This is a genomic window from Streptomyces sp. B93 (assembly GCF_018070565.1).
GTDB lineage: Bacteria > Actinomycetota > Actinomycetes > Streptomycetales > Streptomycetaceae > Streptomyces.
In genome coordinates, this window is record NZ_JAGPXL010000036.1 from 24,084 (window position 1) to 49,728 (window position 25,645).

Consider the following 25,645-nt stretch of genomic DNA (forward strand, 5'->3'; position numbering starts at 1 on the left):
CGGTCGTCCAACGCAAAGAGTGAATACGGAGCATGCGCCCGGCACATGATCCGGCCCGGAAGCGGGGATCTTTATGCGCAGCCTGCATGGCACTGCTTACGCTGGCGGCCATGTCACGTCTGCGGAACGCGGATCTGAACCTGCTCCAGGCACTCGCGGTACTGCTCGAGGAGAGACACGTGACCCGGGCCGCCGACCGTTTCCACCTCAGCCAGTCGGCGATGAGCCGCGTCCTGCACCGGCTCAGGGAGACGTTCGGCGACGAACTCCTGGTGCGCACACGGCGCGGCTACGAACCGACCCCACGCGGCCAGCAGATCCAGTCGGAGCTTGCCGAGCTCCTCCCGCGCCTGGAGGCGCTGCTGCGCGGAGACGCCTTCGACCCCGCGACGGCGAGCGGCCACTTCCGCATCCTCTGCACCGACTTCGCCACCTCGCTGTTCGGCCCGGTCCTCTTCCCGCGCTTCTTCCACGAGGCTCCGGGTGTCTCACTGACCGTGGCGCCCCTGGGGGACCAGTCCTTCGCCGACATCGAGCAGGGCCGCGCGGACATGATGATCTCCGGTGTCGTGGCACCGGGCGGACTGCACTGGGAGACCTTGTGGGAGGAGGAGTTCGTGTGCCTGCTGCCCGGCGACCACCCCCTCACCGGGGACCGACTGGCCATGGCCGACTACCTGGCGTACCCGCACGTCGTCGTCGACCTCCTGGGCGCCGGCCAGGCCATGGTCGAGCGCCGGCTCGACGAGTACGGACTGCGCCGCCGCACGGGCCTGCGCGTGCCCTACTTCTCCGCGGCGGCCGCCGCGCTGCCGGGCACCGCACTGATCGCCACCATGCCGCGCCGCGCCGTCCTCCCGTACACCGACGACCCCGCCTACCGCGTGGCCGCCGCCCCGGAGGAACTCCCGCCCTTCCCCTACGGCATCGCCTGGCATCCCCGGGTCGACGGCGACCCGGCGCACCGGTGGGTGCGGCAGGTGATGCGGGAGACCGCGGCATGGGTCACCGGGCAGGAGTCACCTGAGGGCGGTGACGCCCCGGCGTCAGTCGATCGCTGAAGCACGGACGGCTCGCTGGCGGGAACCCCTCACTGGCGGTGCTCCAGGGGCCCGCCGCAGTCGGGGCCGTCATGCCACAGCCGGTCGGCCGTGCCCGCCGTGAGGTGCCGGGCGTAGACCTCGACCTTCGCGTGAATGACGTCCAGGGCTTCCTGCAGGTCGGCCACCTGCTGCCGCACCTTCGCCTCGTGCCGCCGCAGGATCTCGAAGCGCTGCCGTTCCGTTCCCTCTCCCTCCCGAGCCAGCTGGGCGTAGTGGCGGATCTCCGGCAGCGGCATCCCGGAGGAGCGCAGCTTCACACACACCCTGAGCCAGGCCACGTCCTCCTCGGTGAAGACATGCTGCCCCGACGCGTTGCGCCGAACGGCGGACAACAGCCCCTCCTGCTCGTAGAAGCGCAGGGTGTGGGGGGCCAGGCCCGTCAGTGTGCTGACCTCACCGATGCTCAGGGCGGACTTCTCGGCGTTCGTCATGTCGTCCACCATACGAGCTTGCCCTCAAGTCGACTTGAACTCCTAGCGTGGACGACATCGACGAAAGGAACGCCATGCCGACCACATGGTTCATCACCGGCACCTCCTCGGGCTTCGGGCGGCTGCTCACCGAGTCCCTGCTGGCCCGCGGCGACCGGGTCGCCGCCACCCTGCGGCGGCCCGAGGCACTGGACGACCTGCGTGCTCAGTACGGTGAGCGTCTCTGGACAGCGCGGCTCGACGTCACCGACACGGAGCAGGTGCGCCAGGTCGTGGCCGATGCCTTCAAGGAACTGGGCACGATCGATACGGTCGTCAACAACGCCGGATACGGCGTCTTCGCCGCTGTGGAGGAGGCGACCGACGAACAGATCCGACGCGTGATCGACACCAATCTCCTCGGGTCGATCCACGTCATCCGCGCGGTCCTGCCGCAGCTGCGCGCCCAGGGGCGCGGACACATCGTGCAGGTGTCGACCGCGGGCGGCCAGACCACGTACCCGAACTTCAGCTACTACCACGCTTCGAAGTGGGGCATCGAGGGCTTCTGCGAGACGGTGGCGCGCGAGATCGCCCCGTTCGGCATCGGCCTGACCATTGTCGAACCCGGCGCGACACCGACCGGCTTCGCCAGCGCCCTCGACACCGCGCCCGTGATGCCGGAGTACGAGAACACCCCGGCCGGCGAGGTACGGCGCGCCATCGCGTCGGGCGCCTTCCCGCTGCCGAACGACCCGCACAGGATCGCGCGGGCCATCATCGATGTCGTCGACTCCGGTGCCACACCGCTGCGCGTGCCCCTCGGCTCCGACACCTACGACGACGTACGGGCCTCCCTCGTCGCGCGGCTCGCCGAACACGACGCACACCGCGACACCGCGTTCTCGGTGGTGAACCGCGACTCGGAGTGACCGGGGCACCGCCTCGGCGCGGGGGACGCCCTCCGCGATCAGGGCCCGGCGGCCGGCAGTGTCACCCGGACCCGCAGGCCGCCGGACGCGTTGGCCTCGGCGGTGACGGTGCCGCGGTGGGCGCGTACCACCGAGCGGACGATCGCGAGCCCCAGGCCGTGGCCCCGGTCGCTGTCGACGCGGGGCACGGCACGGTAGAAGGGCTCGAACAGGCGGTCGACCGTGTCCGGGTCCACTCCGGGACCGGCGTTGTCCACCTCCAGCACCAGCGCCCCGCCGGGCCCGCGGGCGGCGGGATCGGCGGGCCGGGCACGCAGCGCCACATGCACCCAGCCCTCGGGGACGTTGTGGGCGCACGCGTTGTCCAGCAGGTTCACGACGACCCGGCGCAGCAGGGCCTCGTTGCCCGCCGTCTCACATCCCGCCCCCGGGCAGCCCGGCAGGTCCTCGGTGATCTCGATTCCGGGTGACCGGGTACGCAGCTCCTCGATCGTCTCCGCGGTCAGGGCGGCGAGGTCGACGGGTGCGGCGTCGTAGCGCACCTGGCCCGCGGCGGCCAGCTGGAGGAGTTCCTTGACGATGGTGATGTTGCGCTCGTTGGTCTCCACCAGCATCGGCACCAGCTCGGCGAGTCCCCCGCCGCCGGGATCGGCCGCCGCGACCTGGAGGATGGCCCGGTTGGTGGCGAGCGGGGTGAGCAGTTCGTGGGAGGCGTTGGCGGCGAAACGCCGGTGAGCCTCAAAGGACTCCTGGAGGCGGTCCAGGGTCGTGTCGAAGGTGTCGGCGAGTTGCTTCAACTCGTCCCGCGGGCCCTGGGCGCCGATGCGGTACGCCAGGTCGCCCTCGCCCGCCTTCGCCGCCGCCTCGTTGATCGCGGCGAGCGGGGCGAGCAGCCTGCGCGACAGCTGCCAGCCCACGCCGAGGCCGAGGGCCATCACCAGGACGACGCCACCGATGGACACGGCGAGCACCGTGTGCCACACGTCCTCCTTGTCGCGGACCAGACCCGAGACGTCGACCGTCCGGGTCTCCCGCACCCTTCCGTCCGTGGGCGGCCCCTGCGACGGGGAACTGCCGGGTGACGCGCTGGGGAGGGCGTAGGGGGCGGCGAAGTCGTAGGTCGGCAGGTAGCGGATGCCGACGTAGATGATCGTGACCATCAGGGCCGAGCACAGGGCGAGTGCCCCGCCGAAGCCGAGGAAGAGACGCGCGTGGATGCTCAGGGCACGGGGCCTGGTGCCCGGCCGCCCACGGCGGATCAACCGTCACCCAGGTAGTAGCCCGCGCTGATCGCGGTGTGCACGAGCTGGGGGTGGCCCAGCTTCTTGCGCAGGGTGTGCATGACCAGGCGTACCGCGTTGGTGAGCGGGTCGGCGTGCGCGTCCCACGCCTTGTCCAGGAGGTACTCGGCGCTGAGCACACCGCCGTCCGCGCGCATCAGCAGCTCCAGGACCGCCAGCTCCTTGGGGGTGAGGCGGATCTCGGTGCCGGCGCGGGTGACGGTGCGGCGGTGGGTGTCGAAGCGCAGGTCCGCGAAGGTGAGCACGGGCGGGTGCGCCATCGGGCTGCGGCGGTACAACGCCCGCAGACGGGCGATCAGTTCGGGGAAGTCGAAGGGTTTCGCCAGGTAGTCGTCGGCGCCGAGACCGAGGCCCTCGACCTTGTCGCCGAGGCGGCCCGCGGCGGTGAGCATCAGGATGCGGCAGTCCAGCCCCATGGCCACGATCCGGCGGCACACCTCGTCGCCGTGCACCCCGGGCAGATCGCGGTCGAGGATCACCGTGTCGTAGTCGTACACGGTGACCTTCTCCAGCGCGGAGTCACCGTCGTGCACCACATCGACCGCGAACGCCTCCCGGCGCAGCCCGATGTCGAGGACGCGTGCCATGAACCGCTCGTCCTCCACCACCAGAACCCGCATGGCCGTCGCACCCCTCGCGATGTCTGAGAATCCGGTGACGAAACAAGCGGACCCGGCGCCGAATTTTCCAGGAAAGTCTCCCTGTTCCCGGTCACATTTATCAGGTGCGGGATGTGAACCGTGTATGAGGAAGCGGGCACGGGCCACCGCCGCCGAACACCCTTCACAACACCCGCTGCCTAGCGTCGGCGTCATGAACCTCTTCAAGCGGGCGTGGTGGCGGCTGACCGGTCACCTCGGGAAGACGCTGATGCTGATCGGCCTCTTCTTCGTCATCTGCGCCCTCGTGCTCTCCGGTTTCCTGATCCGTTCCGCCGCGGCGCGCGCCGCCGATGACGCCAAACAGCGCGTGGGCGCGGTGGCGACCATGCGGCTCGACGTGAACGCGCTGATCAACTCGGGCAAGGCGCGGCAGTCGAACGGCGCCGGTCCCAGCATGCTCGGTGAGGCGGCCGATCTGCACCGCTCCCTCGTGGACAGGATCTGCGCCTCGCCCGTGGTGGCCCGGTGCAACTACACGACCGACGCCACCGCGTTCCCCACCACGTCCACCAAGCTGTATCAGCCGGTCAGCCCGCCCGCGGGGAGCACCGCGGTCGTCGATCTGTTCAAGGCCGACGGCGTGCGCGATCTGAACGAGGTGAGCGAGTTCAGGGCCGGTGACTCCCAGCTGGTCTCGGGCCGCGGCATCACCCCGGACAGCAGGAGCGACGAGATCGTCGTCGAGGAGCGTCTCGCCGAGGAGAACGGCCTGGAGGTCGGTGACACGGTCGAGCTGAGGGTCGGCGAGATCCCGCCGCCCGGCCAGAAGCCGAACGAGAAGGAGTACGTCTTCGAGGTCGTCGGCATCTACCGGAGCGGCATCGCCGACACCGGCTCGTACGTCCCTGCCATGACGGACCCGGCCAACCACCTCTACCTCACGCCGGACGGCGCGAGCCTCCTCCTCGGCAGGACCGGCGGGGCGGGCAGGGGCGTGGTCAACCAGGCCACGTTCACCCTGGAGGACCCCGCCGGCCTGGGTCGGCTCCGGCAGGACGCGCGGGCGGCCGGTGCGGACCTGGAGATCTTCCCGCTGTCGGTCAACGACAAGCAGTACCAGGCCCTGGTCGGGCCGATCACCAGGACCGCCGACTTCGCCACCGTCACCGTATGGCTGGTCGCCGTCGCGGGCACCGTCATCCTCGCCCTGATCGTGGCGTCGTCACTGCGTGAACGCCGCAAGGAGCTGGGCATCCTGCTCGCGCTCGGCGAGAAGAAGCCGAAGCTGCTCGGCCAGCACCTTGCCGAGGTCATGCTCTGCGCGGTCATCGCGACCGGTCTCGCGGGCGCCTGTAGCCAACTGCTGTCCCAGGTCATCGGTGACCGGCTGCTGGCCGGTGAGGTCTCCTCGGCCAAGGACGAGGCGGCCGCTCGGGGACCGGAGCGGGACCCCTCCGATCCCCTCGGCGGAATGAAACCCGAGGAGGACGTCGACCCGATCGACACCCTGGCCATCCGGCTCGGCCCCGCCGACATCTGCAAGGTCGGCGCGACCGGCCTCGGCATCGCGACCCTGGCCACCCTCCTCCCCGGCGCCCGCGTCCTGCGCCTCAACCCCCGCGACCTCCTCACGAAGGGCGACTGACATGTCCGGAACCCCCGCCGAGCCCCTCCTCGAACTCACCGGCCTCACTCGCACCTACCAGAGCGGCACCCGGCGCCGCGTGGTCCTCAAGGACGTCTCCCAGCGCTTCGAAGCGGGCCGGATGTACGCCGTCGTGGGCCCGTCCGGCTCCGGCAAGACGACCCTGCTCTCCCTGGCCAGCGGCCTGGACGCGCCCACCGCAGGCACCGTGCGCTTCCGCGGCCGTGACATCGCGGAGCTGGGCCGTGGCAGGTACCGCAACCGCCATGCGGCGACCGTCTTCCAGTCCCTGAACCTCCTCACCTACATGACCGCCGTCCAGAACGTCACCTCGGCCATGGAGATCACCGGCATCAAGGGACCCCACCGCAGGCGCCGCGCGGCCGAACTCCTCGATCTGCTGGGCGTGGAGGCCGCGGACCAGAACCGGCGTACCCTCAAGCTCTCCGGTGGCCAGCAGCAGCGCGTCGCCATCGCCCGCGCGCTGGCCTGCGAGGTCGACGTCCTCTTCGCGGACGAGCCCACCGGCGCCCTCGACGACGCCACGGCGTCCGGCATCATCGACGTGTTCCGCGGGCTCGCCCACGACGACGGCAAGTGCGTGATCGTGGTAACCCACTCCAAGCAGGTGGCCGACGCCGCCGACGAGGTACTGCGCCTGCGGCGCGGCAAGCTGGAGACGAGCTGAGCATCGCCCCTATGCGCTGTGCAACTGCTTCAGGTAGTCGTACAGACTGGGCAGGCTCTCCAGCAGGTCCCGCTGCTGGCGCTTGACCGACTCGAAGAGCGGCTCGGCGGCGGCCACTGACTCGGGCTTGTGCGCGAGCGCGGGCAACGGCGCGTCCGGTTCCAGGCCCAGACCGGCGAAGATGCAGTAGTAGCTGCCGTTGGTCCAGAAGTTGCGGAACTCGGCCTCGATGCTGCCGTAGTACGTCGACTCGTCGGTGATCGGCGGGTTGACGGGCAGTCCCGCCTTGTACGCGGCTGTCTTCTGCCGGATGTCGTCCGCCAGCGTCAGCTCCTTGTTGGCTCGCCAGAACGGTGTGTCGTCGCGCGGCGCGTGGAAGAAGTGGGCCTGGACGAAGTCGCGGCTGTCGTCGAACATCACCTCGATCTCGCGGTTGAAGCCGTCGATGAGGCCCTGGTTGAAGCTCCGGTCCGGGAAGTGCTTGGCCAACTGGTGGATCGCCGCGGTGATGAGAGGTCGGCCCCGGACGGCAGCGGATCGAAGAAGCTCTGGCCGACCGCCCTCGTCCGCTCGCTCACACCGGCGACCCGGAAGACCTCGGGCGAGCGGGCGACCGTTCTCGGCAGATCGACCAGGACGCCGTGAACGTGCGGCCTCGCGCGAAGGATCTCCGCGAGCAGCGTTCCGGTGCCACCGCCGACGTCCACCACGGTCTCCACTGACTCCCAGTCCGAGTGGACCAGGACCTCGGGATCGGACACGTACTCGTTCGCCATGAGTTCGTCGAATTCGGCCGCGATGTCCGGGTGAGCGTCGAGGTCCTCCCAGAGCGGCAGTCCGAAGAGGTCCTGGTAGGCGGGTTTCCCCGTGCGTACCGTGGTGAGGAGAGTGCTCCACGCGTGTGCCATGCGTCCTCCGAACCCGTCGAGGTCGAGACCGAGGCGCTGTGTGAGACCGCGGTGTGCCGTATCGTCGAGCAACCCCTCGGCCGCTTCGTTGAGTCCGAATCGCCCGGGAGACGTCTCCTCGAACAAGCCCTTGCCGACGAGATGCCTGAGCACCCTGCTCAGTGCGTCGGCGTCACAGCCCGCCGCCGAGGCGAGTCCGTCGACGTCGGTGACACCTGCCGCGACATGGTCCGCGATGCGAAGTGTCGCCACCACGCGCACACACCACGGGGTACACAGGTCGCTCAGTGCCTCGATGTCCGCACCGTGACGTGTCATGGGACAGCCGGGGGATCGAAGACCGTCACGTTGTGGACCTCCATGAGCGTGCTCTGGTAGTCGACATCCGTGTAGCGCAGCTCTTCCAAGATGGGTGCGAGCACGGATCTGGTGAACCTGTCGTAAGCGTCTCGTGTCTCGTAAACGGTGACTACCTCGAGACGTGATCCGCTCTCGTAGCACACCTGCAACACGCGTCCGGTGATTCTCGCCTCGGTTTCCCGAAGGCGTTCCTGAACTCGCAGGTACTGCGTCAGACTGACGCCGGTCGTCACCTCTACAACAGCTGTGCGAACGTGTGCACCTCTCTCTATTCAGCGGTGATGTTCACTTCGATCAGCTTTTCTCCGTCGAGGACGAAGCTGAACCTGGCCGGACCGGTGTAGCGGTCGCTGCGGTACTGGCCGAACACGGTGAACGTGTTCGTGGAGCGCTCGACCCGGCCTGCCGTGAAATGACCGTTGACACCGATCATCTCGCGGTCATTGAAGTCGCGAATGGCGGCGATGCCCACGAACTCGCGGCCGGCGTCGATGAAGCGCACATCGCCGCCTGAGAAGAGGGCGAGCAGGCCGTCGTCGTCACCGTTGTCGAGGGAATCGAAGAAACGCCGAGCCGCTTCCGGCATGTCCACCGTGACCTTGTGCACGTGCGCGATGTCATTGCGGTAGTGGGGGCGTTCCGCGATGTCGTCGGCAATACCCAGTCTCTGAAGTACGGGCGTCAGAACAGACTGGAAGAACGCGTCGCGCGCTTCTTGGGATTCGTACACGGTGAGGATGCGCAGGTCGTTCTCGTCCCCGTAGCAGACCTGGAGAAGCCGACCGGGGAACTTCTCCCCGGTTTCGGCGAGGACGGCCTGCTCCCGGCGGTACTCGTCGAGCGTGACGCCCGTCGATATCTGCGCGATGGCCATCGGGTGTTTCCTTTCCGGTAGTGGGCTGTATCAGAGCATCGGCACGGACTTCTCGTCACGCATTCCCCGGAGAACGTCTCGTGCACGGTCGAGCGTCCGGTCGATGTCCTCCCTGGTGTGCGCCCCAGAAATATGGTTCCGTCTCAAAGGTGCGGGCAGCATCAGGAATCCGGCGTCGGTCATGCGGAGGTGGAACGCCGCGTTGGCGGCGTTGTCGTTGCGCTCCAGGGACCGGTAGCCGGTGACGGGCGGCGGGGCGAAGTAGAGGGAGAAGACGCCGCCGAAACCGGTGGCGGTGGCTGCGATACCCAACTCGTCGACGATGGCGGTCAGTCCGTCGCGCATGCGTTGCCCGAGCTGGTGGGTGCGCCGGTAGAAGTCGGGGTGGTCGCGCAGATAGCCGATGGTGGCCACGGTCGCGGCAGCCGTGACGCGGTTGCCGTTGAACGTTCCGGCCAGCATCACGTCGCCGCCAGCGGTGAGGAACCGCTGCATGAGTTCTCGTCCGCCCGCCACCCCCGCTGCCGGGTAGCCGTTCCCCATGGCCTTGCCGAAGACGGTGAGATCGGGCATGACCTGACAGATCTCCTGGTAGCCGCCGAGTGCGTGGCGGAATCCGGTGATCACCTCATCGAAGATCAGCAGAGAGCCGTGCTCCTTGGTCAACTCGCGCAGCCCCTGGAGAAATCCGGGGGCCGGGACGAGCGCGCCCACGTTGTGTGCGACGGGTTCGACGATCACCGCCGCTATCCGGTCCTGGTGGGCGGCGAAGAGCGTACGCACCGAGTCGAGGTCGTTGAAGTCCGCGATGACAGTGGCGTCGAGAGCCGGGTCGAGGATGCCCGCCGAGAGCGGATCACGGCCGTAGGCGCGACCGGGCGGCGACACCAGGTTGCGGGCCACGGCGTCGTACCAACCGTGGAAGGTGCCCTGGAACTTCACCAGCAGCGGTCGGCCGGTGACCGCGCGGGCCAGCCGGATCGCATGGGAAACGGCCTCGCTGCCGCTCATCACGGTCACGGCCTGCTCGGCGGACGGGATGGCCTCGACGACGAGGCGGGCCATCTCCACTTCGAGTTCGGTCACACCGAGCCCGACTTGGTCCACACCACTGATCGCCCGGACGACCGCCTCGTCCACGGCCGGGTGGTTGTGGCCGAGCAGGACCGCGCCGAATCCAGCGTGGTAGTCAAGATAACGTTGTCCATCCGCATCGACCACGTAGGCGCCGGTGGCCTCGGTGAAGGCGTACGGTCTGCCGATCGACCGCCCGAAGGTGTTCACCCCGCCGGGAATGAACCGCTGCGCCGCTTCGTAGAGCGCGGCGTGCTCGTTGGCTTGTTCGGTGGTGTTCCCCATGAGATGCCCCTTGCCTCATTGAGGTATGACGCGCCGCGTCAGGCCCAGGATCTGCTGGAGGAAGTCGACGGTGCCGCCGCCGCTGCCCGCCTCGTATGCGCAGGTGTCAGCTGTGTAGGTCTTCCGGGCGAAGGTCAGGTGCTTGCCGCGGAAGCGAATGAGCGTGCGCATCACCACTCCGAACGCCTCAACCGTCGCCTGGAACCGATCGGCCACGCCGGGTCGGCCGGCGGTGAGCGCCGCGTCGAGTCTGGTCGTGAAGGAGGGAGCCTCTTCCCATGCGCGGGCCAACGCCCGCCATCGCGGAAGCGCGTAGCGCGCGGAATCCTGACGGAAGCCGGTGTAGTGGTCCGCGCTGTGGTCGGACGCCCACAGCGCGAGGTCGATCAGGAACAGCGGGACGTGCGAGGCGGCCGGACCGAGGTACTTCTCTCCGCCGACCTGGATCTCCTGGAAGTAGGGACGCAGCACCTCGGCGAAGAACCCGGGGGACACCTCGTCAGCGACCATCCTCATCGACACGTCGAACGCATCGAGCGCCGCGGCGAGCGCGTTCAGCAGTCTCGGCGTCTCCACACCGTCGAGTTCCGCGTCGGACAACTGCTCGCACAGGAGTACCGCGTCCGCGAGGTGTGACAACGTCATCCGTGTCGCGTCACGCAGGAAGATCTCCTGACTCTCGCCGGTGTAGGCGCGGCGTCGTACGCCATCGGGATTCCACTCCGTGTAGTGGAACACCGTGTCGCGCGGGATCATGTCAGTGCGGCGGCCCAACGCCAGCAGAGCCGGTTCCAGCCCGGGCGACGCTTCCACGGGTTCGACGCCATGGCGCTTCAGTGATCCCAGGAACAGCCCGAGATCCGCATCATGGCTGACGCCTCGTCAACCGGCGTGTCCGTCAGACGCCCGACGGACGGAACCAGACCAGACAGGGTCCGCACGATCGCCCGGACATCGCCTCGGGCGTTCATCGAGGGCAACGCGCGCAGTGCCCGATCGGCGTTCAGCGGATCCAGTGAGCGGATGTGCGTCGGGATCAGGTGCATACCGGCTCGACCGCTCCCCGCAAGGCCCGGTCGTGCAACCGGTCGAGCCCATACCGGCGGTTGGCCTCCTGCTTCGCGAAGAACAGCGAGGCCTTGCAACGCGGGGTGGGGCTGCGCAGGTCCTCCGTGCCGGCCAGCTCATCGATGAACTCGACGGTGATCCGATCCAGCGCGGGGCGCACCTCGGTGGCCAGGTCGGGACGCTCGGTCGGCGCCAACTCCGGGTGCTCGGCCCAGAGGTGGTGCAGGCCCTGCTGTACGAACTTGCTCATCTCGATCTGCGCCCGGAAGAACTCCACGGTCTCTTCCGGGTCGATCCCGGCCTCGGCGGCGAGTGCCGCGGCCTGGTCCAGCACCTGTCGCTCGCGTACGGGGTCCTCGATGGGCGTGGTGGTACCGAACTTGGCGGCGGCGACCTTGTCGGCGAGCAGGATCCGCTCGGCAGCGAGATCGACCAACGAGGTCAGACCTCCCCTCGACGGCACATGGGACGGGGCCGCCGCCGCTGACGTCGCGCCGACCGACAACAGCCCGGTCAGCGTCAAGGCCGAGAGCCCGGCGCGCAGGGACTTGGAGGTAGAGACATTCATGGGGGCTCGGACTTCCTTTCGCACCGCATCCGATGTCACTGATCATTCAGCTGTGTCAGCCGCCGTGCCAGTGACACACTTCACCTGACCGGCGCGGTTGTCGTTCGTGAGGACGGCGCCGGCCTGTTGACCAGGCATGTCATGAGGGTCGGTGCCGATCATGCGTCGTTCGCATGTGCTGATTGCCTCGTGCGCATTGGACCAAGCGTCATGTTCGCGCTGGAATGCGGGGCGACTTCGTGCCTGACGTGGCCTCAGGTGGAGTTCCCAGGAGGGTGCGGAGCCCCAGGACCGACCGAACAGTTCGTCAGAAAGGGATCCGGGATGACTTCGGCCGACAGCGACGCTCCCGTTGGTGTTTACGAAGTGGTTGCCGTGCACTTCGAGGACCTCGACGCGTACGGGATGGTCCATCACAACAAGTACCCGTTCCTCTTCGAGCGGGCTTTCAACGGCTACCTGATCCGGAAGGGGTTCTCCTTCGGCCGCGCCTCGGGATCGCCCGCCGAGATGCTGCAGGTCGTCCGGTCAATGGAAGTGACCTATGACGTTCCCATCACCAGGCTCGGGGAGATCCACGTGCAGTTCTGGCTCGAGCACGTGGGGCGTTCGAGTTTCACGTACAAGTTCGTCATCTGGTCCGCCGACCGTGCGACCGTCCACGCCCGCGGTACGCGGGCGATGGTGAACCTCGATGCCGTCACATTGCGGCCGGCTCCGCTGACTCCGGACCTGTTGGAATTCAGCCGCCCGCTGATGTCGGACGACCTTCTGGCGGCGCTGGAGGCCATGAAGGCCGGTGGTTGAGCGTCGGCAGCCACGTGGTCCTCATCAGGGCCAGGCGCGTGTCCCACATGTCATGTATGCCGATGATGCATTAGACGCACATGGGTGCCGCTCACCAGGATTGGGCTCCTGAGGGATTTGAGAGCCCCATGACCGCGGGCCTGTTCCCCTGAGACTTCTCGGAGTGCCATGTACACGAACTTGTTCCCGGACTTACCGCTTCGGGCAGTGCTGTTCGCCGACGGAGTTTTCAACCAGCCAGAGGGGAAAACGGCACACGGCATCATCCGGCACAGCACGGTCTTCCACCCCGTCGCCGTCGTCGACCGCACTCTCGCGCCGGGGAGCACGAAGAGCGTCCTGCCGGAAACCGACATCCCGGTGGTCGACTCGGTGGAGAGCGTCCTCGACCTCCGGCCGGACGTTTTCGTCGTGGCGCTCACCGAATCCGACTACGGGGAGTGGAAGGACGGCGTCTTCCGGCACACCCCCAAGCAGCCCGATGAGCTACCCGAATTCTGGCGCGATCAGATCCACTCAGCCGTCCGGCACGGCCTGCACATCGTCTCCTGTCTGCACCAGCAGCTCGCCCGAAGCGACCTGGCGGAGCGGCTGGGCGTCGGACAGCACATCGTCGACATACGGCGCCCTTACGAGAACCCACCGAAGTACTCGGGACGCCGTCGGCGCAGCCGGGCCAAGGTGGTCCACGTCATGGGCAGCGACTGTGTGATCGGCAAGCGCACCGCCGCGTTGCAGATGCGGGCCGCCGCCGACCGGTTCGGCATCGACTCGGGCTACATCGGTACCGGCCAGACCTGCATGCTGGTCGGCTGCGACAACGGCGCCATCGTCGACAGGACGCCCGTCTTCCAGGCCGCCGGACTGGTGGAGCGGCTGATCGAGGAGGTCGAGTCGGAGCGGGACCTGCTGTTCATCAAGAACCAGGCATCGGTGCTGCACCCGGCCTTCGGGGGCCTCGCCTCGGCGATCCTGCAAGGGTCCCAGGCGGATGCCGTGGTGTTCGTGCACGACCCCGGCCGACGGCAGCGCTACCACTGGGAACACCTGCCGGTGGGCGATCTGGAGACGGAGATCGGGCTCGTCGAGGAACTCGGCGGAGCGCCCGTGGCCGCGATCGCCACGCGAGGCGAGGACAACGTCGAACGGCTGAGGCACATCGGCCTGCCGGTCGCGGACCCCCTGGCGAGCGGCGGTTCGGAAACACTGCTGAACGCCGCCCTCAAGGCGGCCGGTTCGCTGTCTGCCGCCCCCTAGAAGCCGCGAAGCCGCGACACCACGAAGCCGCCTGGGTCGTCGGCGGATGCGCCTGCGCCGACGGCCCAGCAAGGAGCGACCCACCCATGAGCCTGCCCCCTCCCTCCGTTCCGACGACCGTTCCCACAGCCCCCGGTGCCCTGCCGGTGATCGGGCACGGTCACAGGCTGGCCCGCGACGCCCTGCCCTTCATGAGGTCCCTGCGTGACCACGGCCCCGTCGTCCGGATCCGGCTCGGTCCCACCCCGGCGTACGTCCTGACCGATCCCGCGCTGGCACGGCGCGTGCTGATCACCGACGCTGCCCACTTCCTCAAGGGCGGCAGGGTCTTCGACGCCCTGCGCGGCTTCTTCGGTGACGGCATCGCCACGATCGCGGACGGCGACGCCCATCTCCGCAACCGGCGTCGGCTGCAACCGATGTTCAACAGGGCGCACATAGCCGCACGCACGGACCCCATGGTCGAGCGCGTCCGTGCCCTGGTCGGGTCGTGGCGGGAGGGCCAGGGCCGCGATGTGCACGCCGACATGAACGAGGTCGGCCTCGCCGCCTTCCTCACCGCCCTCTTCGGCACGCACCTCCCCGACCGCCTGGCGGCCGAGTTCACCCGGCTCATGCCGGTGATCATGCGTGGGACGCTGCGACAGACGATCCTCCCTGACCGGCTCACCCGACTGCCGCTGCCCGCCAACCGGGCCCACGAGACCAACCTGCGGCGACTGCGCGCCATCATCGACGAGGCCGTCGACCGCGCCCGGGGACCGGCCGACGCCGACCCCACTCGCACGGCCTCCGCGGCGCACGGCTGCCCGCACCACATCCCACAGGGCGAAGGCCTCCTCCAGACCCTTCTCACGGCCGAGACCCCGCTCAGTCGGCAGCAGCTCCAGGACGAGGTCATCACCCTGCTCGTCGGCGCGGTCGAGACCACCGGGACGACGCTGGCCTGGACGCTGTACGAGCTGTCCCAGCACGACGGGATCACGGCACGTCTGCGCGCGGAACTGGACGCCGTGTGCGGGGCGAGGCCGGTACGGCACGAGGACCTGGACCGTCTGCCGTACGTCCGCCAGGTTCTCCAGGAAGCCATCCGCAAGTACGGGCCCGTATGGCTGACCACCCGCAAGGCCGCCCGCACCGTCGACCTCGAAGGACACCGGATTCCGGCGGGCTCCGACGTCGTCTGGAGCCCTTACCTCTACCAGCACGACCCCCTCGTCTTCCCCGCCCCGGAACGCTTCGACCCGGACCGCTGGACCCCTGAGCGCGCCAAGGAGGCCCGCGGCTCGTTCCTGGCCTTCGGCGCCGGGCGCCGCCAGTGCATCGGGGAGGCCTTCGCGTGGACTGAACTGGCGATTATCCTGGCGACGGTTCTCCAGACCTGGTCCGCTTTCCGGCTCACTTCCCGTGTCCCGCGACCGCGGGCGGTGATGACGGTGACGCCGGACGGGCTCACCATGGCGTACGACCGCCGGGCCCGGCCCCTGGCCGAAGCGGGCTAGCGGAGTCACCGTGACCGACTTCCGCATGCCCCGCTTCGAGGTCCCCTTCCCGGTGGAGTGCAATCCGCATCTGGAGCGGGCGTCCCGGTCGATGTGGAGGTGGATCGACGCCCACGGCCTTGCGCCCACCGGCAGGGCATGCGCCCGGATGCTGCGGACCAGGGCCGACCTGTCCGGGGCGTACGTGTGGCCCCGCGCCGACCTCGCCACGCTCACCACCGGGCTCCAGTGGCTCGCCCTCACCTTCCGGATCGACGACCAGCTCGACGAGGACGATCTCACGGAGAGGCTGTCGGCCCGGGTGGCGGCCGTCGACGAGCTGTGCGACGTACTGCGGGGCCTGTCGGAGCCCGGGACGTCGCCGGTCGCCCGGGCACTGGCCGGCCTGTGGTCGCAGACCTCCCGCGGACGGCCCACCGGCTGGTGCGAGGCCTTCCTCCGGGACTTCCAGGCGTTCCTGCGCTCCTACGCGACCGAGGCCCGCCTCAGCTCCCTGGGGGCCGTTCCCCACCTCGACACCTACCTCGGCTGGCGTATGCACTCGGTCGGGATGCCCTGGCTCTGGGACCTGGACGAACTGCGCCTTCCCGCGCCGCTGCCCGACTCCGTGCGCACGTGCGGCGCGATGAGCAAGCTGCGCCGGGCCGGAGCCCTGCACATCGCCCTGGTGAACGACGTCTTCTCGGTCCGCCGCGAGACCCTCGTCGGCTATCCGTACAACGCGGTCACGATCGTCCGGGACACATCGGGCTGCTCACTCCAGGAAGCCGTGGACCGGGTGGCGGCGCTGGCCGGCACCCACCTGCAAGCGGTGGTGGCGGCCAGGCGGGAACTCCGCCACGAACTCGACCGGCGAGCGCTGCCACCCCCGGTCCACGTCGCCGCGCTCGACTACGCCTCCAACATCGCCGCCAACCTGCGCGGACAACTCGTATGGCATTCCTCGGTCCAGCGCTACGCGATCGACGACCTCCACACCGCTGACCGCTCGGCGAGCTACCCCGACGATCTTCTGACCCCCTGAAGGCCGGAACAGTACGTATACGGCGACCGCGACGCCTCGCGTTCCCCGGAGCAGGTGCTCGACCATGAGGAGTGAGCGGCGTGCCGTCGGCGGAAGGGGAGGTGCGAACGATGAAGGTCATCGTCGTGGGTGCCGGTGTACTGGGGTTGAGCGTCGCCAGGCAGCTCGCGGTCGGCGGTGAGGAGGTCGTCCTGCTGGATCGGTGGGGAGCCGGTACCGGTACGACCGCGACCACCTTCGCCTGGACCAATTCGAGCCGGAAGCCGAATCCGGACTACCACCGGCTGAATCTCGCGGGGATGGAGGAGCACGCCCGGCTCGCCGAGCAACTGCCCGGCCGGCCCTCGTACTTCCGCAGCGGGGCGTTGCAGTGGGCGGACTCCGCGAGCGAGCAATGGCTCGGCGACAACGTGGAACGACTGCGGTCCCTCGGCTACCCGGCGCACTGGGTCACGCCCGAGGAGGCCACGCGTATCGCGGGTGACCTGCGGATCCCCGAGACCATCACGTCCATCGCGCACTTCCCCAGTGAGGGGTACGTACTGCCGGAACGGTTCGTGGGGAACCTCCTGGCAGACGCCGAGCGGCATGGAGCCAGGCTGGTGCTCGCAGAGGTCGTGGCCGTCGACGAACGGCCTGACGGAGTGTCCGTCGCCTCGGCCGACGGCACAACCTTCACGGGCGACCGGGTCGTCCTGGCGGCGGGCCGCTGGACCCAAGGGCTCGCCGCACGGGCCGGCGTGGACATTCCCATGGTGACGGACACCAGTCGCGGATCGCAGACCGTCGGCCTGCTCGGGTACGTCAGGTCCCCGAAGACCGACCTGCGCTGTGTGGTCCACAGCCCTGGCCTCAACCTCCGTCCCGCCGCCGACGGACAGACCGTCGTACAGGCCCTTGATCTGAACGCGGAGGCCGACCCGGCGGCACCTCCGCCCGCGGACGGGGAGCTGGCCCGCACCCTCGCCCGGCGGTTCTCCGCACTGCTGAACGAGCCGACTCCTCCACCGGAGACCGACCTGCGCATCGCCTTCCGGTCGCTGCCCGCGGACGGCCACACCATCGCCGGGTACGCCTCCGGCCCGTCCCGCGTCTACCACCTCGTCTCGCACAGCGGGATCACTCTCGCGCCGGTTCTGGGACGGCTGGCCGCGACCGAGATCACCACCGACCAGGAGCAGCACCTCCTCGCCTCCTTCCGGCCCACCCGGTTCATCGGCCTACGGCGCCCGGACTTCGAGGTCGACCAACGCGCCACCACCCTGGGCGAGCAGTAGCGGACCCGCTCGTCCTCAGCCCTTCAGGATCGCCCACACCACATTGCCGTCGGTGAGTTCCGACCGGTCGACGCCCCAGGCGTCCGCGAGTTGATCCACCAGGAACAGCCCGCGCCCGTTCTCACCGTCGAGACCGGACCGGCGCACGGACAGGCGGTGGTGGGGGAGGCCGCGGTCGTGTACCTCGATACGGAGGGACAGTTCCGCGATCAGGCCGATGCCGCACAGAATCCGGGTGCTCAGGGTGTGGCGTACGGCGTTGGTGGCCAGTTCGGACAGGAGCAGCGCCGTGTCCGCGCACAGGTCCTCCGGTAGCCGTCGGGGGGTCAGCCAGATGTTCGCCGAGCGGCGGGCGAGGCCGATGCTGGACCGGTGGGCGGGCAGTTCGAGCCAGTACGCCCGGTCCGGGCTGACCGCGGCTAACTGCCGTGTGGAGGAAGTCGTGCGAGGGGACACGGGATTCGCCTTCCGTGCGCGGCGGGCGCCGAGGGGGGTGAGGGGGGTGGAGGAAGGTCAGAGGCAGACCTGCGGGGAGCCGGGTTCCGATTCGCACAGGTCAGCGCCAGGGGGTGTCGGCGTGCCCGCCAACCGGCTCGCGCTGGCCATCATGCTCGCTGTGCAGTACAGGCTGCAACCGGCTCCCTGATAATTTCACCCTGTGGGTGTCAGCTAGGATGCTTCGTCAAGTCGCGTAATCAATAGCTGAGTTGACTGGCCGTCAGGGAGGCTCGCGTGAGCGAAGGCCGTACCGGAGCGGGTGCGGGCAGCAGCGCGCCCACCGTGCTCCGCATGATTCTCGGGCGGCGGCTCCAGGAACGCCGGCTGGGGGCGGGGGCGTCGTTCGACGACGCCGCGCGGGCCCTGCGGGTGACTCCTCTGACCGTCCGCCGTATGGAGAAGGCCGAGGTCAGTCTCAAGCCCCTGTATGTGGAGAAGCTCCTCGAGACCTACGGCGCCGACCGGCAGGAGATCGACGAGTTCGTCGCCATGGCCGAACGGGCCAACGAACCCGGCTGGTGGCACCCGTACCGTGATGTGCTGCCGAGCTGGTTCAGCGCCTATGTGAGCCTGGAGGCCGGAGCCAGGACGTTACGCACCTACGAACCCCACTACGTCACCGGCCTCCTCCAGACCCCGGCGTACGCGCGAGCGGTCCTGCGCGGGGGGTTCCCCAACGACACCGAAGAGGACCTCCAGCGGCGCGTGGAGCTGCGACTGCGTCGCCAGAGCCTGCTGGAGGGACCCGACGCGCCCACCCTGTGGGTCGTGATGGAAGAGACCGTCCTGCACCGGGCCGTGGGCGGCCCCGAGGTCATGCGCGAGCAGATCGAGCGGCTGCTGGAGGTCTCGGAACTGGACCATGTCAGTGTCGACGTCGTGCCGTTCGCGGCCGGCGCCCACGTCGGTGCGTGCGCTCCGTTCACCTACTTCCGCTTCGCGGAGCCGGAGCTGCCCGACGTCGTCTACAGCGAGATCCTGTCCGCCGCCATGTACCTGGACCAGCGCTCCGACGTAGTGGACCACCTTGAGGCGCACAACCGCATGTCTCTGCTGACCTCGGACGCGGACAGCAGAGCGCTTCTGAACCGCATGCGTAAGGAGTACTCATGACCACGACCGACGGTCACGTCTACAACGGTATGCCCGCCTCGGACCTGGGCGAGCAGGGCTGGGAGTCTCCGTGGAGCGGCCCCAACGGCGGCCAGTGCGTACAGACCAAGCAACTGGCCAACGGCCGCGTGGCGGTGCGGCAGTCGACCGACCCCACCGGCCCGGCCCTGATCTACACCTCCGCGGAGATCGCCGCGTTCGTCGCGGGCGTCAAACGCGGTGAAGCCGACCACCTGACGCTCGGCTGAATCCTCGAAACCCCCCACGCACCTCACCGAAAGGCACGGGATGACCACCATGCGCGCTCCGCGGGACATCGACACGAGCAGGCCCCACTCCGCCCGGATGTACGACTACTACCTCGGCGGCAAGGACCACTTCGAAGTGGACCAGAAAGCGGCCGAGAGCGTCGCCGCCGTCTTCCCCGGCGTGTTCGTCTGCGCCCGGGAGACCCGGGCCTTCATGCACCGCGCCACCCGCGTCCTCGCCCGCGACCACGGCATCCGCCAGTGGCTGGACATCGGCGCCGGCATCCCCACCGAACCCAACCTGCACCAGGTGGCCCAGGCCGTGGCCCCCGAGGCCCGCGTGGTCTACGCCGACAACGACCCCCTCGTCCTGAAGTACGCCGAGCGGCTGATGCGCAGCACCCCCCAGGGCCGCACCACGTACATCGAGGCGGACATCAACGACCCGGAGGCGCTGCTGAACGCCCCCGAGCTGGCCGAGGTCCTCGACCTGGACCAGCCCGTCGCCCTGTCGCTCAACGCCGTGCTGCACTTCGTCCCGGACGCCCAGGACCCGTACGGCATCGTGAACCGGCTGCTGGCCGCGCTCCCCCCGGGCAGCGCCCTGGCCCTGAGCCACTGCACCCCCGACTTCGACCCGGAGACCTGGCGGAAGGTCACCGACATCTACCAGAACGCCGGTACGCCCGGTCAGGTCCGCTCGAAGGCGGAGGTCGCCCGCTTCTTCGACGGGCTCGACCTGATCGACCCCGGTATCGTCATCGGTCACCGCTGGCGCCCGGACACCGAGCCCACCGCCTCGGACGCCGAGGTCAGCACCTGGGCCGCGGTGGGCATCAAACCGTAGGAGAGCGCCCGTGGAACTGCCGATCGAGACCCGCCGGTCCGATTCGCCGTGGGTCGACGAGGTGTGGACCTGCACGAGCGAGCGGGTCACGGAGATGACGGCCGTCGCGGGGGTGCGCTGGGGCCTGGTGTTCTGGGAGCAGGACGGCAGGGCGTACACGGCCGTCACCGGCCCCGAGACCCGGAGCAGCACGGCGCCGGTGCCGGAGGGCGCGACCTTCACCGGCATCGAGTTCGCCGTGGGCACCTCGCTGCGGGCCGTACCCACATCGGCGCTGGTCGACGGAGGCGTGGAGCTTCCCGACACCACGCGCCGTACGTTCCGGCTGGACGGCGCGCGCTGGGAGACGCCCGGCCCCGACGACGCCGAGGCCCTGGTCGAGCGGCTCGTCCGGGCCGGGGTCGTGGTCCGTGACCCGCTCGTCGCCGAGGTACTGCGCGGGCACAGCCCGGCCGTCTCGGGGCGCACGGTCGAACGCCGGTTCCGTGCCGCGACCGGGCTGACGCGGGGTGCCGTCCGGCAGATCGAGCGGGCCCGCACGGCGGCGGGACTGCTGGCGGCTGGTGCCCCGGCCGCCGAAGTCGTCGCGGAACTGGACTACTTCGACGAGCCGCACCTGGCGCGGGCGCTGCGCTCCTACGTCGGACGCACCGCCGGGCAGCTGCGCGAGGGGGGTGGCGGCGCGATCGCCCTCGACCTGGGTCAGCGCTTGACGTCGTAGACCAGCTTCAGGATGCCGTTCGAGTAGCTCTGCGACTCCCGCAGCGTCAGCATCCGCTTGTCGCGGTCGGCCCGGTCGAACAGGCTCTTCCCGGCGCCGAGCAGCACGGGGAAGACGAGCAGGTTGTACTGGTCGATCAGACCCGCCTCCGCCAGCCGCCGGGCCAGCTCCGCGCTCCCGTGGATGAAGATCGCGCCGCCATCACCCTTCTTGAGTTCGGCGATGTCCTCGGTGGAGCGCAGGATGGTCGTCGGTCCCCAGCCGTCGACGAGGGCGTCCTCGGACAGGGTGCTCGACACCACGTACTTGGGCAGATCCTTGTAGTCGGCGTGGTCCGTCGAGCCGGGCCAGACGGGCGCGAACGCCTCATAGCTGCGGCGGCCGAACATCAGCGCCGTGGTGTCGGCCAGCTCCTCGCCCTTCAGCGACCAGGCTTCCGGGACGAACTCAAGGTCCTTGAAGACCCAGCCACCGCTGCGGTGCTCCTCTCCCGGCCCGCCGCCGGGCGAGTCCACGACGCCGTCGAGCGACATGAAACCGGTGTAGACCAGGTCACGCATGGTGCTGTCTCCTCGTGTTCGGGCGAGCTTGCCGGGTCCACGCTAGAGCGTGGCCCGGCGCCCGTCTTGGACAGAAACGACAGCGGATCGGTCGTGGGCGGATCGGCTAGGCGGGAAGGTTCCACTTCTGTGTGCTGAGGCCGTTGCAGTCGTAGATCTGGAGCTGGGTGCCATTGGCCGTGGCGCCCGCCGGGATGTCCAGGCAGCGGCCGGACTGCGGGTTGCGCAGCGATCCGTCCGCCTGGCGCTGCCACTGCTGGCCGCCGGCGCCGTTGCACTCCCACAGCTGCACCTTGCTGGCATTGGCTGTGGCGTTGGCGACGATGTCCAGGCACTTGCCGAAGGCGCGCAGGGTGCCGCCGGGCGCGACCGACCACCGTTGACCGGTCGCGGTGCCGCAGTCCCACAGCTGCACGGCCCTGCCGTTGGCACTGGTGTTGGTGTCCACGTCGAGGCACTTGCCCGCGACGTGCGGAGTGGTGACCTGCCCGACCGGGCCACCGAGGCTGCCGGTGTTGAAGCGGACCTGGCACTGGTTGCCGGTGCCCAGCCAGGTCGCCGTCAGGTACAGGAAGGTGGTGCCGCCCGCTCGCGGGGTGATCGGTGAGCTGTAGCCGGGGCAGGACGGCTCACCGGGGTTGTAGCCGCCGGTGGGGTCGGTCCTGACGGGGGCCTCGATCTCGGTCCAGTTGCCGGAGCCCAGGTTGGTGTTGGCGAAGACGACGGTCCCGGACTCCGACATGATCGCCTTGTTGCCGGTGGGGCCGGTGACGACGCGCTGCCCCGACATCAGCAGGGTGCCGTTGGGGCCGCCGCCCGACTGCCAGGCCAGGTACGGGGTGTGCAGCAGCTGTCGGCCGTCGCTGGTCTGTACCAGGGTGCCCGGTGAGCTGGTCGGCGCCCAGTTCAGGCCGTCCGGGCTGGTCTTGGTGTAGACCTCGCAGGCGTGGTCGGCGTCCGTGGCGTCCCGGCACAGCTCGTACGCCATCATGAACGTGCCGTTGGGCAGCGGGACGACGATCGACATGCCGGGACGCGCCAGATTGTCGGCGGGGAAGGCGACGTCCTGGGTGAGCGTGGAACTCCAGGTCTGTCCGCCGTTGGTCGAGGTGTAGTGACCGATGACCTGGTTGTTGGTCGGGGTGTTGGCGGGTCGCTCGTCGGAGATGAAGCAGGCGAGGGTGTTGTTCGGCGCGAGCAGGAACCACGGTTCCCAAATGCCGTGGCCGATGGTGTTGGGCTGGCCGCTGCTCTGGGTGCAGTTGGACAGGTACTGCCAGCTCTGGCCGTGGTTCGTGCTCTTGAAGACCTCGACCTTCTGCGCGCTGTAGTTGCCCGCGCTCCAGGCCGTGCCCGCGGCGAGCAGGTCGCCCGCGTTCAGCCCGTTGGCGGTGCGGGGCACCTCGTACAGGACGGGCGCCTCCAGGGCCCAGCCGGAGGTGTTCGAGGTGATCGTGGAGATCGGGCTGGCGCTCCAGGTCTGCCCGCCGTTGGTGCTGCGGTAGATCGGCAGTGAGCTGGGCGCGCCCTGGTTGCGCCGGGCGAACGTGGCCAGCATGGTCTGGCCCGATGAGCCGTCGTGGTCCAGGCGGATGGCCCTGGGGTAGCTGTTGTCTCCCTGCGGATGAGTGGTCAGGTTCGGTGAGGAGAGGACCTGTCCGGCCGGGGCGGCGGAGACGGGCGATGCCCACAGTGACAGCAGGGCGGCCAGCAGGGTGAGGACGCCCAGGGCGGCCAAGGGTCTCGGGGGTGAGGTGATGCGCACGAGCGACTCCTTCTCAGGTGGTTGCCGGGTGGTGCACGGGCCGGTGGGCGCGCCCGGCGGGGCGCGGTTCGGTGAGCGTGCGGGCTCGGTTCAGCTGAGCGGGCGGGCCAGCGGATCGTCGCCGATCCGCGGCGCGGTCCGGGTGTCCACGTCGAGGGCGGTGCGGGCCAGGACCGTGCCCTCCGCCACCAGGGCCAGGTGCAGCCGCCCGCTGGCCCAGCCTTCGGGGAGGGCGGCGGGAACGGTGACCGGCTCTCCGAGGACGTACGGCTTGGCTTCGGCGCGGCATCCGGGCACCGGGGCGCCGGGGGACGGGGGAGTGGGGGCGTACACGGGGGTCCACGTCGTGTGCAGGACGCCCTCGACGGGGGAGGTGCCGTGGTGGGAGACGCGCACGTCGACGGTGAGATCTCCGGTGCCGGTCAGCAGGTCGCGTCCGGGGGCGACGGGGGTGACGTCCAGGACGAGCGTGGTGGGCGCGTTCACCTGGGCGGGGTCGACACCGGCGAGGTCCTTGGCGAGACGGTGGAAGTCGAGCAGGCCCGCGCTCTCGTGCTCGATGTCGTACAGCTCGGTGTACACGTATCCGGCGAGCCGGTCGTGACGGCGCAGCTCCTGTGTCTGCCAGCGCAGGTGCCAGGCGCGCTCCAGGCCGGTGAAGCCACCGCCGTACTCGCTGTTGAGGTTGGGCAGGCCGCGCAACGGCTGTCCGGGCACGGCGAGCTTCTTGTGGACGACGTGGTCGGGGCCGAGCCTGACGGGGAAGTCGTCGCGCTGCCCGGCCAGGAGGTCTGCGACCGTGGACGCCCAGGAGGCGGCGCTCTCGTCGTAGTAGTGCCAGTCGATGAGGTCGGTCCTGACATGGGTCCAGCCGGAGTTGTCGACGACCGGCCGCGTCGGGTCCAGTGCCTTGAGCCGGTCGTAGGCGTCGGCGACCGCCCGCTGCTTGGCGGCGTCGCCGGGGACGTCCCAGTCCAGGCCCCACTCCTCGTTGTACAGACCCCAGATGACGATGGCGGGGGAGTTGCCGTCGCGCTCCACCATCGGCTCGATCTGCTGGGCGAACCGGGCCGTGGACGCCGGTGAGAAGCGTCCGGGTGAGGCGGGTTCGGCCCACAGGAGCATGCCGAGGGTGTCGGCGTGGTGGATGTACCGGGGGTCCTCCAGCTTCAGATGCTTGCGTACGAGGTTGTAGCCGGCGTCCGCGGCGATCTCCAGGTCCCGGCGCAGGGCCGCGTCGTCCGGTGCGGTCATTCCGGTGTCGGGCCAGTACCCCTGGTCCAGGACGCCGCGGACGAACAGCCGGCGACCGTTGAGGTGCAGTGTCTCGCCGTCCACGGTGATGGAGCGCAGCCCGGTGTAGCCGGTGACGCGGTCGCTGCCGTGGGCGCTGATCAGCTCGGCGTCGACGTAGTACAGGTGGGGGTCCTCGGGGGACCACAACCGGGGTGCCTCCAGGGACAGTTCACCGTGGGCACGCCCGTCCGGGCCGACGTTCAGGGTGACGGTCCTGTCCTCCGCGCGCACGCGCAGGTTCAGCTGGGCGGTGTCGAGGTCCGGGCCCCGCACCTCCGCTTCCACGCCGATCCCCGCCAGGTCCGGTGTGGGACGCAGCCTCAGGGCGGCGAGGTGGGTGACGGGGCGGGGGGTCAGCCACACGCTCTGCCAGATGCCGGACGACGGGGTGAAGCAGACGCCGTCGTAGTCGTCGCGCGGCATGCTGCGCTGTTTGCCGTGCACGATCTCCAGCTTGTCCGCGGGCGCGTGCACACGGACGACGAGTTCCTGCTCCCCGTCACCGAGAGCGTCCGTGACATCCGTGGAGAACGGTGTGTAGCCGCCTTCGTGGCGCGCCACCTCGATGCCGTTGACCCAGACGGCCGCCTCGTGGTGGACAGCGCCGAAGTGCAGGATGACGCGCTGCCACCGCCAGGTGGCGGGCACGGTGAACGTCCGGCGGTACCAGGCCGTCTGGAGCCAGTGCGCGGCGATGCCCGAGGCGGGCGTCTCCCACGCGAAGGGCACGGTGATCCGCTGGTCGTAGCCGTCGGCGCTGTCCGCGGTGTGGTGGCCCGAGGGGTCGGCCCTGAAGTCCCAGGTGCCGTTGAGGCTGGCCCAGGAGTGCGAGCGGTCGAAGTGGGGGTGCGGGTACTCGGGTCGGGGTGTGGGCATGGGCGGGTGTGCTCCGATCGTGGGTTCGGGGGGCGG

27 protein-coding genes are annotated in these 25,645 nt (G+C 69.5%); 13 read left to right on the forward strand and 14 right to left on the reverse strand.

What is annotated here, in order from left to right; translation table 11 throughout:
- The first annotated feature begins 110 nt into the window (after positions 1-110).
- Complete coding sequence (locus KBY47_RS27300; protein ID WP_210925460.1) at positions 111-1,061, forward strand: LysR family transcriptional regulator; 951 nt, start codon at positions 111-113, stop codon at positions 1,059-1,061.
- A 29-nt stretch (positions 1,062-1,090) separates the two neighbouring features.
- Here KBY47_RS27300 and KBY47_RS27305 read toward each other — a convergent pair whose 3' ends face one another.
- On the reverse strand, positions 1,091-1,534 hold the full coding sequence (locus KBY47_RS27305; protein WP_210925462.1) for a MerR family transcriptional regulator: 444 nt from the start codon (positions 1,532-1,534) through the stop codon (positions 1,091-1,093).
- A 74-nt stretch (positions 1,535-1,608) separates the two neighbouring features.
- Between KBY47_RS27305 and KBY47_RS27310 the strand changes: the two genes are divergently transcribed.
- Complete coding sequence (locus tag KBY47_RS27310) at positions 1,609-2,445, forward strand: SDR family oxidoreductase (protein ID WP_210925464.1); 837 nt, start codon at positions 1,609-1,611, stop codon at positions 2,443-2,445.
- 38 nt (positions 2,446-2,483) lie between these two features.
- On the opposite strand, the gene KBY47_RS27315 is transcribed toward KBY47_RS27310, so the two are convergent.
- The gene (locus tag KBY47_RS27315; RefSeq protein WP_247695313.1) at positions 2,484-3,707 is read right to left on the reverse strand and encodes a HAMP domain-containing sensor histidine kinase; all 1,224 of its coding nucleotides are present in this window, start codon (positions 3,705-3,707) and stop codon (positions 2,484-2,486) included.
- Complete coding sequence (locus tag KBY47_RS27320; protein WP_210925466.1) at positions 3,704-4,366, reverse strand: response regulator transcription factor; 663 nt, start codon at positions 4,364-4,366, stop codon at positions 3,704-3,706. The genes KBY47_RS27315 and KBY47_RS27320 overlap by 4 nt, the downstream gene beginning before the upstream one ends.
- Before the next feature lie 193 nt (positions 4,367-4,559).
- Here KBY47_RS27320 and KBY47_RS27325 point away from each other — a divergent pair, with 193 nt between their 5' ends.
- Positions 4,560-5,993, forward strand: a complete 1,434-nt coding sequence (locus KBY47_RS27325; protein ID WP_210925468.1) for an ABC transporter permease — start codon at positions 4,560-4,562, stop codon at positions 5,991-5,993.
- Between the two features lies 1 nt (position 5,994).
- Positions 5,995-6,681, forward strand: coding sequence for an ABC transporter ATP-binding protein (locus KBY47_RS27330; RefSeq protein WP_210925470.1), 687 nt, complete (start codon positions 5,995-5,997; stop codon positions 6,679-6,681).
- Between the two features lie 9 nt (positions 6,682-6,690).
- Here KBY47_RS27330 and KBY47_RS36755 read toward each other — a convergent pair whose 3' ends face one another.
- The 7 genes from KBY47_RS36755 to aroQ all read right to left on the reverse strand — a co-directional run bounded on the left by KBY47_RS36755 (position 6,691) and on the right by aroQ (position 11,818).
- Positions 6,691-7,170 carry a tryptophan 7-halogenase gene (locus KBY47_RS36755; RefSeq protein ID WP_247695314.1) on the reverse strand — a complete coding sequence of 160 codons (480 nt, stop codon included), beginning with the start codon at positions 7,168-7,170 and terminating at the stop codon, positions 6,691-6,693.
- Positions 7,098-7,850 (reverse strand): methyltransferase, encoded by a 753-nt coding sequence (locus tag KBY47_RS36760; protein ID WP_308405306.1) that lies wholly within the window; start codon positions 7,848-7,850, stop codon positions 7,098-7,100. The genes KBY47_RS36755 and KBY47_RS36760 overlap by 73 nt, the downstream gene beginning before the upstream one ends.
- A gap of 367 nt (positions 7,851-8,217) precedes the next feature.
- Complete coding sequence (locus KBY47_RS27340; RefSeq protein WP_210925472.1) at positions 8,218-8,823, reverse strand: nuclear transport factor 2 family protein; 606 nt, start codon at positions 8,821-8,823, stop codon at positions 8,218-8,220.
- A gap of 30 nt (positions 8,824-8,853) precedes the next feature.
- On the reverse strand, positions 8,854-10,182 hold the full coding sequence (locus KBY47_RS27345) for an aspartate aminotransferase family protein (RefSeq protein ID WP_210925474.1): 1,329 nt from the start codon (positions 10,180-10,182) through the stop codon (positions 8,854-8,856).
- Between the two features lie 15 nt (positions 10,183-10,197).
- A complete protein-coding gene (locus KBY47_RS27350; RefSeq protein WP_308405307.1) occupies positions 10,198-10,995 on the reverse strand; it encodes a monodechloroaminopyrrolnitrin synthase PrnB family protein in 798 nt (265 codons plus the stop codon).
- Positions 10,996-11,015: 20 nt separating this feature from the next.
- Complete coding sequence (locus KBY47_RS27355; protein WP_210925476.1) at positions 11,016-11,228, reverse strand: hypothetical protein; 213 nt, start codon at positions 11,226-11,228, stop codon at positions 11,016-11,018.
- The gene (gene aroQ, locus KBY47_RS27360) at positions 11,219-11,818 is read right to left on the reverse strand and encodes a gamma subclass chorismate mutase AroQ (protein ID WP_210925478.1); all 600 of its coding nucleotides are present in this window, start codon (positions 11,816-11,818) and stop codon (positions 11,219-11,221) included. The genes KBY47_RS27355 and aroQ overlap by 10 nt, the downstream gene beginning before the upstream one ends.
- 324 nt (positions 11,819-12,142) lie before the next feature.
- Here aroQ and KBY47_RS27365 point away from each other — a divergent pair, with 324 nt between their 5' ends.
- The 5 genes from KBY47_RS27365 to KBY47_RS27385 all read left to right on the forward strand — a co-directional run bounded on the left by KBY47_RS27365 (position 12,143) and on the right by KBY47_RS27385 (position 17,685).
- Positions 12,143-12,625, forward strand: coding sequence for a thioesterase family protein (locus KBY47_RS27365; RefSeq protein WP_210925479.1), 483 nt, complete (start codon positions 12,143-12,145; stop codon positions 12,623-12,625).
- A 207-nt stretch (positions 12,626-12,832) separates the two neighbouring features.
- A complete protein-coding gene (locus KBY47_RS27370) occupies positions 12,833-13,882 on the forward strand; it encodes a DUF1611 domain-containing protein (protein ID WP_210925480.1) in 1,050 nt (349 codons plus the stop codon).
- An 86-nt stretch (positions 13,883-13,968) separates the two neighbouring features.
- Entirely contained in the window at positions 13,969-15,384 is a 1,416-nt protein-coding gene (locus tag KBY47_RS27375) for a cytochrome P450 (protein ID WP_210925488.1), read from the forward strand.
- Positions 15,385-15,394: 10 nt separating this feature from the next.
- Positions 15,395-16,408 (forward strand): terpene synthase family protein, encoded by a 1,014-nt coding sequence (locus KBY47_RS27380; RefSeq protein ID WP_210925490.1) that lies wholly within the window; start codon positions 15,395-15,397, stop codon positions 16,406-16,408.
- 110 nt (positions 16,409-16,518) lie between these two features.
- Entirely contained in the window at positions 16,519-17,685 is a 1,167-nt protein-coding gene (locus KBY47_RS27385; protein ID WP_210925492.1) for an FAD-binding oxidoreductase, read from the forward strand.
- Positions 17,686-17,700: 15 nt separating this feature from the next.
- On the opposite strand, the gene KBY47_RS27390 is transcribed toward KBY47_RS27385, so the two are convergent.
- Positions 17,701-18,141, reverse strand: coding sequence for an ATP-binding protein (locus KBY47_RS27390; protein WP_210925494.1), 441 nt, complete (start codon positions 18,139-18,141; stop codon positions 17,701-17,703).
- A 276-nt stretch (positions 18,142-18,417) separates the two neighbouring features.
- Between KBY47_RS27390 and KBY47_RS27395 the strand changes: the two genes are divergently transcribed.
- Genes KBY47_RS27395 through KBY47_RS27410 form a run of 4 tightly spaced genes read left to right on the forward strand, consistent with a single transcriptional unit; the run spans position 18,418 to position 21,112 of the window.
- A complete protein-coding gene (locus tag KBY47_RS27395; protein ID WP_210925496.1) occupies positions 18,418-19,296 on the forward strand; it encodes a helix-turn-helix transcriptional regulator in 879 nt (292 codons plus the stop codon).
- Complete coding sequence (locus tag KBY47_RS27400) at positions 19,293-19,544, forward strand: DUF397 domain-containing protein (RefSeq protein ID WP_210925498.1); 252 nt, start codon at positions 19,293-19,295, stop codon at positions 19,542-19,544. The genes KBY47_RS27395 and KBY47_RS27400 overlap by 4 nt, the downstream gene beginning before the upstream one ends.
- Before the next feature lie 40 nt (positions 19,545-19,584).
- On the forward strand, positions 19,585-20,391 hold the full coding sequence (locus KBY47_RS27405) for an SAM-dependent methyltransferase (protein ID WP_210925501.1): 807 nt from the start codon (positions 19,585-19,587) through the stop codon (positions 20,389-20,391).
- A gap of 10 nt (positions 20,392-20,401) precedes the next feature.
- A complete protein-coding gene (locus KBY47_RS27410; RefSeq protein WP_210925503.1) occupies positions 20,402-21,112 on the forward strand; it encodes a helix-turn-helix domain-containing protein in 711 nt (236 codons plus the stop codon).
- On the opposite strand, the gene KBY47_RS27415 is transcribed toward KBY47_RS27410, so the two are convergent.
- From KBY47_RS27415 to KBY47_RS27425, 3 genes are all read right to left on the reverse strand, one after another.
- Complete coding sequence (locus KBY47_RS27415; RefSeq protein ID WP_210925505.1) at positions 21,094-21,672, reverse strand: dihydrofolate reductase family protein; 579 nt, start codon at positions 21,670-21,672, stop codon at positions 21,094-21,096. The genes KBY47_RS27410 and KBY47_RS27415 overlap by 19 nt on opposite strands.
- A 106-nt stretch (positions 21,673-21,778) precedes the next feature.
- A complete protein-coding gene (locus KBY47_RS27420; RefSeq protein WP_308405309.1) occupies positions 21,779-23,437 on the reverse strand; it encodes a ricin-type beta-trefoil lectin domain protein in 1,659 nt (552 codons plus the stop codon).
- A 90-nt stretch (positions 23,438-23,527) separates the two neighbouring features.
- Positions 23,528-25,609, reverse strand: coding sequence for a glycoside hydrolase family 2 protein (locus KBY47_RS27425; protein ID WP_210925507.1), 2,082 nt, complete (start codon positions 25,607-25,609; stop codon positions 23,528-23,530).
- Positions 25,610-25,645 lie beyond the last annotated feature (36 nt).

What these genes read in the sequence shown, in the direction of transcription:
- KBY47_RS27300 (WP_210925460.1), top strand. Translation starts at nt 111, where the DNA reads ATGTCACGTCTGCGGAACGCGGATCTGAACCTGCTCCAGGCACTCGCG.
- KBY47_RS27305 (WP_210925462.1), bottom strand. Translation starts at nt 1,534, where the DNA reads ATGACGAACGCCGAGAAGTCCGCCCTGAGCATCGGTGAGGTCAGCACA.
- KBY47_RS27310 (WP_210925464.1), top strand. Translation starts at nt 1,609, where the DNA reads ATGCCGACCACATGGTTCATCACCGGCACCTCCTCGGGCTTCGGGCGG.
- KBY47_RS27320 (WP_210925466.1), bottom strand. Translation starts at nt 4,366, where the DNA reads ATGCGGGTTCTGGTGGTGGAGGACGAGCGGTTCATGGCACGCGTCCTC.
- KBY47_RS27325 (WP_210925468.1), top strand. Translation starts at nt 4,560, where the DNA reads ATGAACCTCTTCAAGCGGGCGTGGTGGCGGCTGACCGGTCACCTCGGG.
- KBY47_RS27330 (WP_210925470.1), top strand. Translation starts at nt 5,995, where the DNA reads ATGTCCGGAACCCCCGCCGAGCCCCTCCTCGAACTCACCGGCCTCACT.
- KBY47_RS27340 (WP_210925472.1), bottom strand. Translation starts at nt 8,823, where the DNA reads ATGGCCATCGCGCAGATATCGACGGGCGTCACGCTCGACGAGTACCGC.
- KBY47_RS27345 (WP_210925474.1), bottom strand. Translation starts at nt 10,182, where the DNA reads ATGGGGAACACCACCGAACAAGCCAACGAGCACGCCGCGCTCTACGAA.
- KBY47_RS27355 (WP_210925476.1), bottom strand. Translation starts at nt 11,228, where the DNA reads ATGCACCTGATCCCGACGCACATCCGCTCACTGGATCCGCTGAACGCC.
- aroQ (WP_210925478.1), bottom strand. Translation starts at nt 11,818, where the DNA reads ATGAATGTCTCTACCTCCAAGTCCCTGCGCGCCGGGCTCTCGGCCTTG.
- KBY47_RS27365 (WP_210925479.1), top strand. Translation starts at nt 12,143, where the DNA reads ATGACTTCGGCCGACAGCGACGCTCCCGTTGGTGTTTACGAAGTGGTT.
- KBY47_RS27375 (WP_210925488.1), top strand. Translation starts at nt 13,969, where the DNA reads ATGAGCCTGCCCCCTCCCTCCGTTCCGACGACCGTTCCCACAGCCCCC.
- KBY47_RS27385 (WP_210925492.1), top strand. Translation starts at nt 16,519, where the DNA reads ATGAAGGTCATCGTCGTGGGTGCCGGTGTACTGGGGTTGAGCGTCGCC.
- KBY47_RS27400 (WP_210925498.1), top strand. Translation starts at nt 19,293, where the DNA reads ATGACCACGACCGACGGTCACGTCTACAACGGTATGCCCGCCTCGGAC.
- KBY47_RS27405 (WP_210925501.1), top strand. Translation starts at nt 19,585, where the DNA reads ATGACCACCATGCGCGCTCCGCGGGACATCGACACGAGCAGGCCCCAC.
- KBY47_RS27415 (WP_210925505.1), bottom strand. Translation starts at nt 21,672, where the DNA reads ATGCGTGACCTGGTCTACACCGGTTTCATGTCGCTCGACGGCGTCGTG.
- KBY47_RS27425 (WP_210925507.1), bottom strand. Translation starts at nt 25,609, where the DNA reads ATGCCCACACCCCGACCCGAGTACCCGCACCCCCACTTCGACCGCTCG.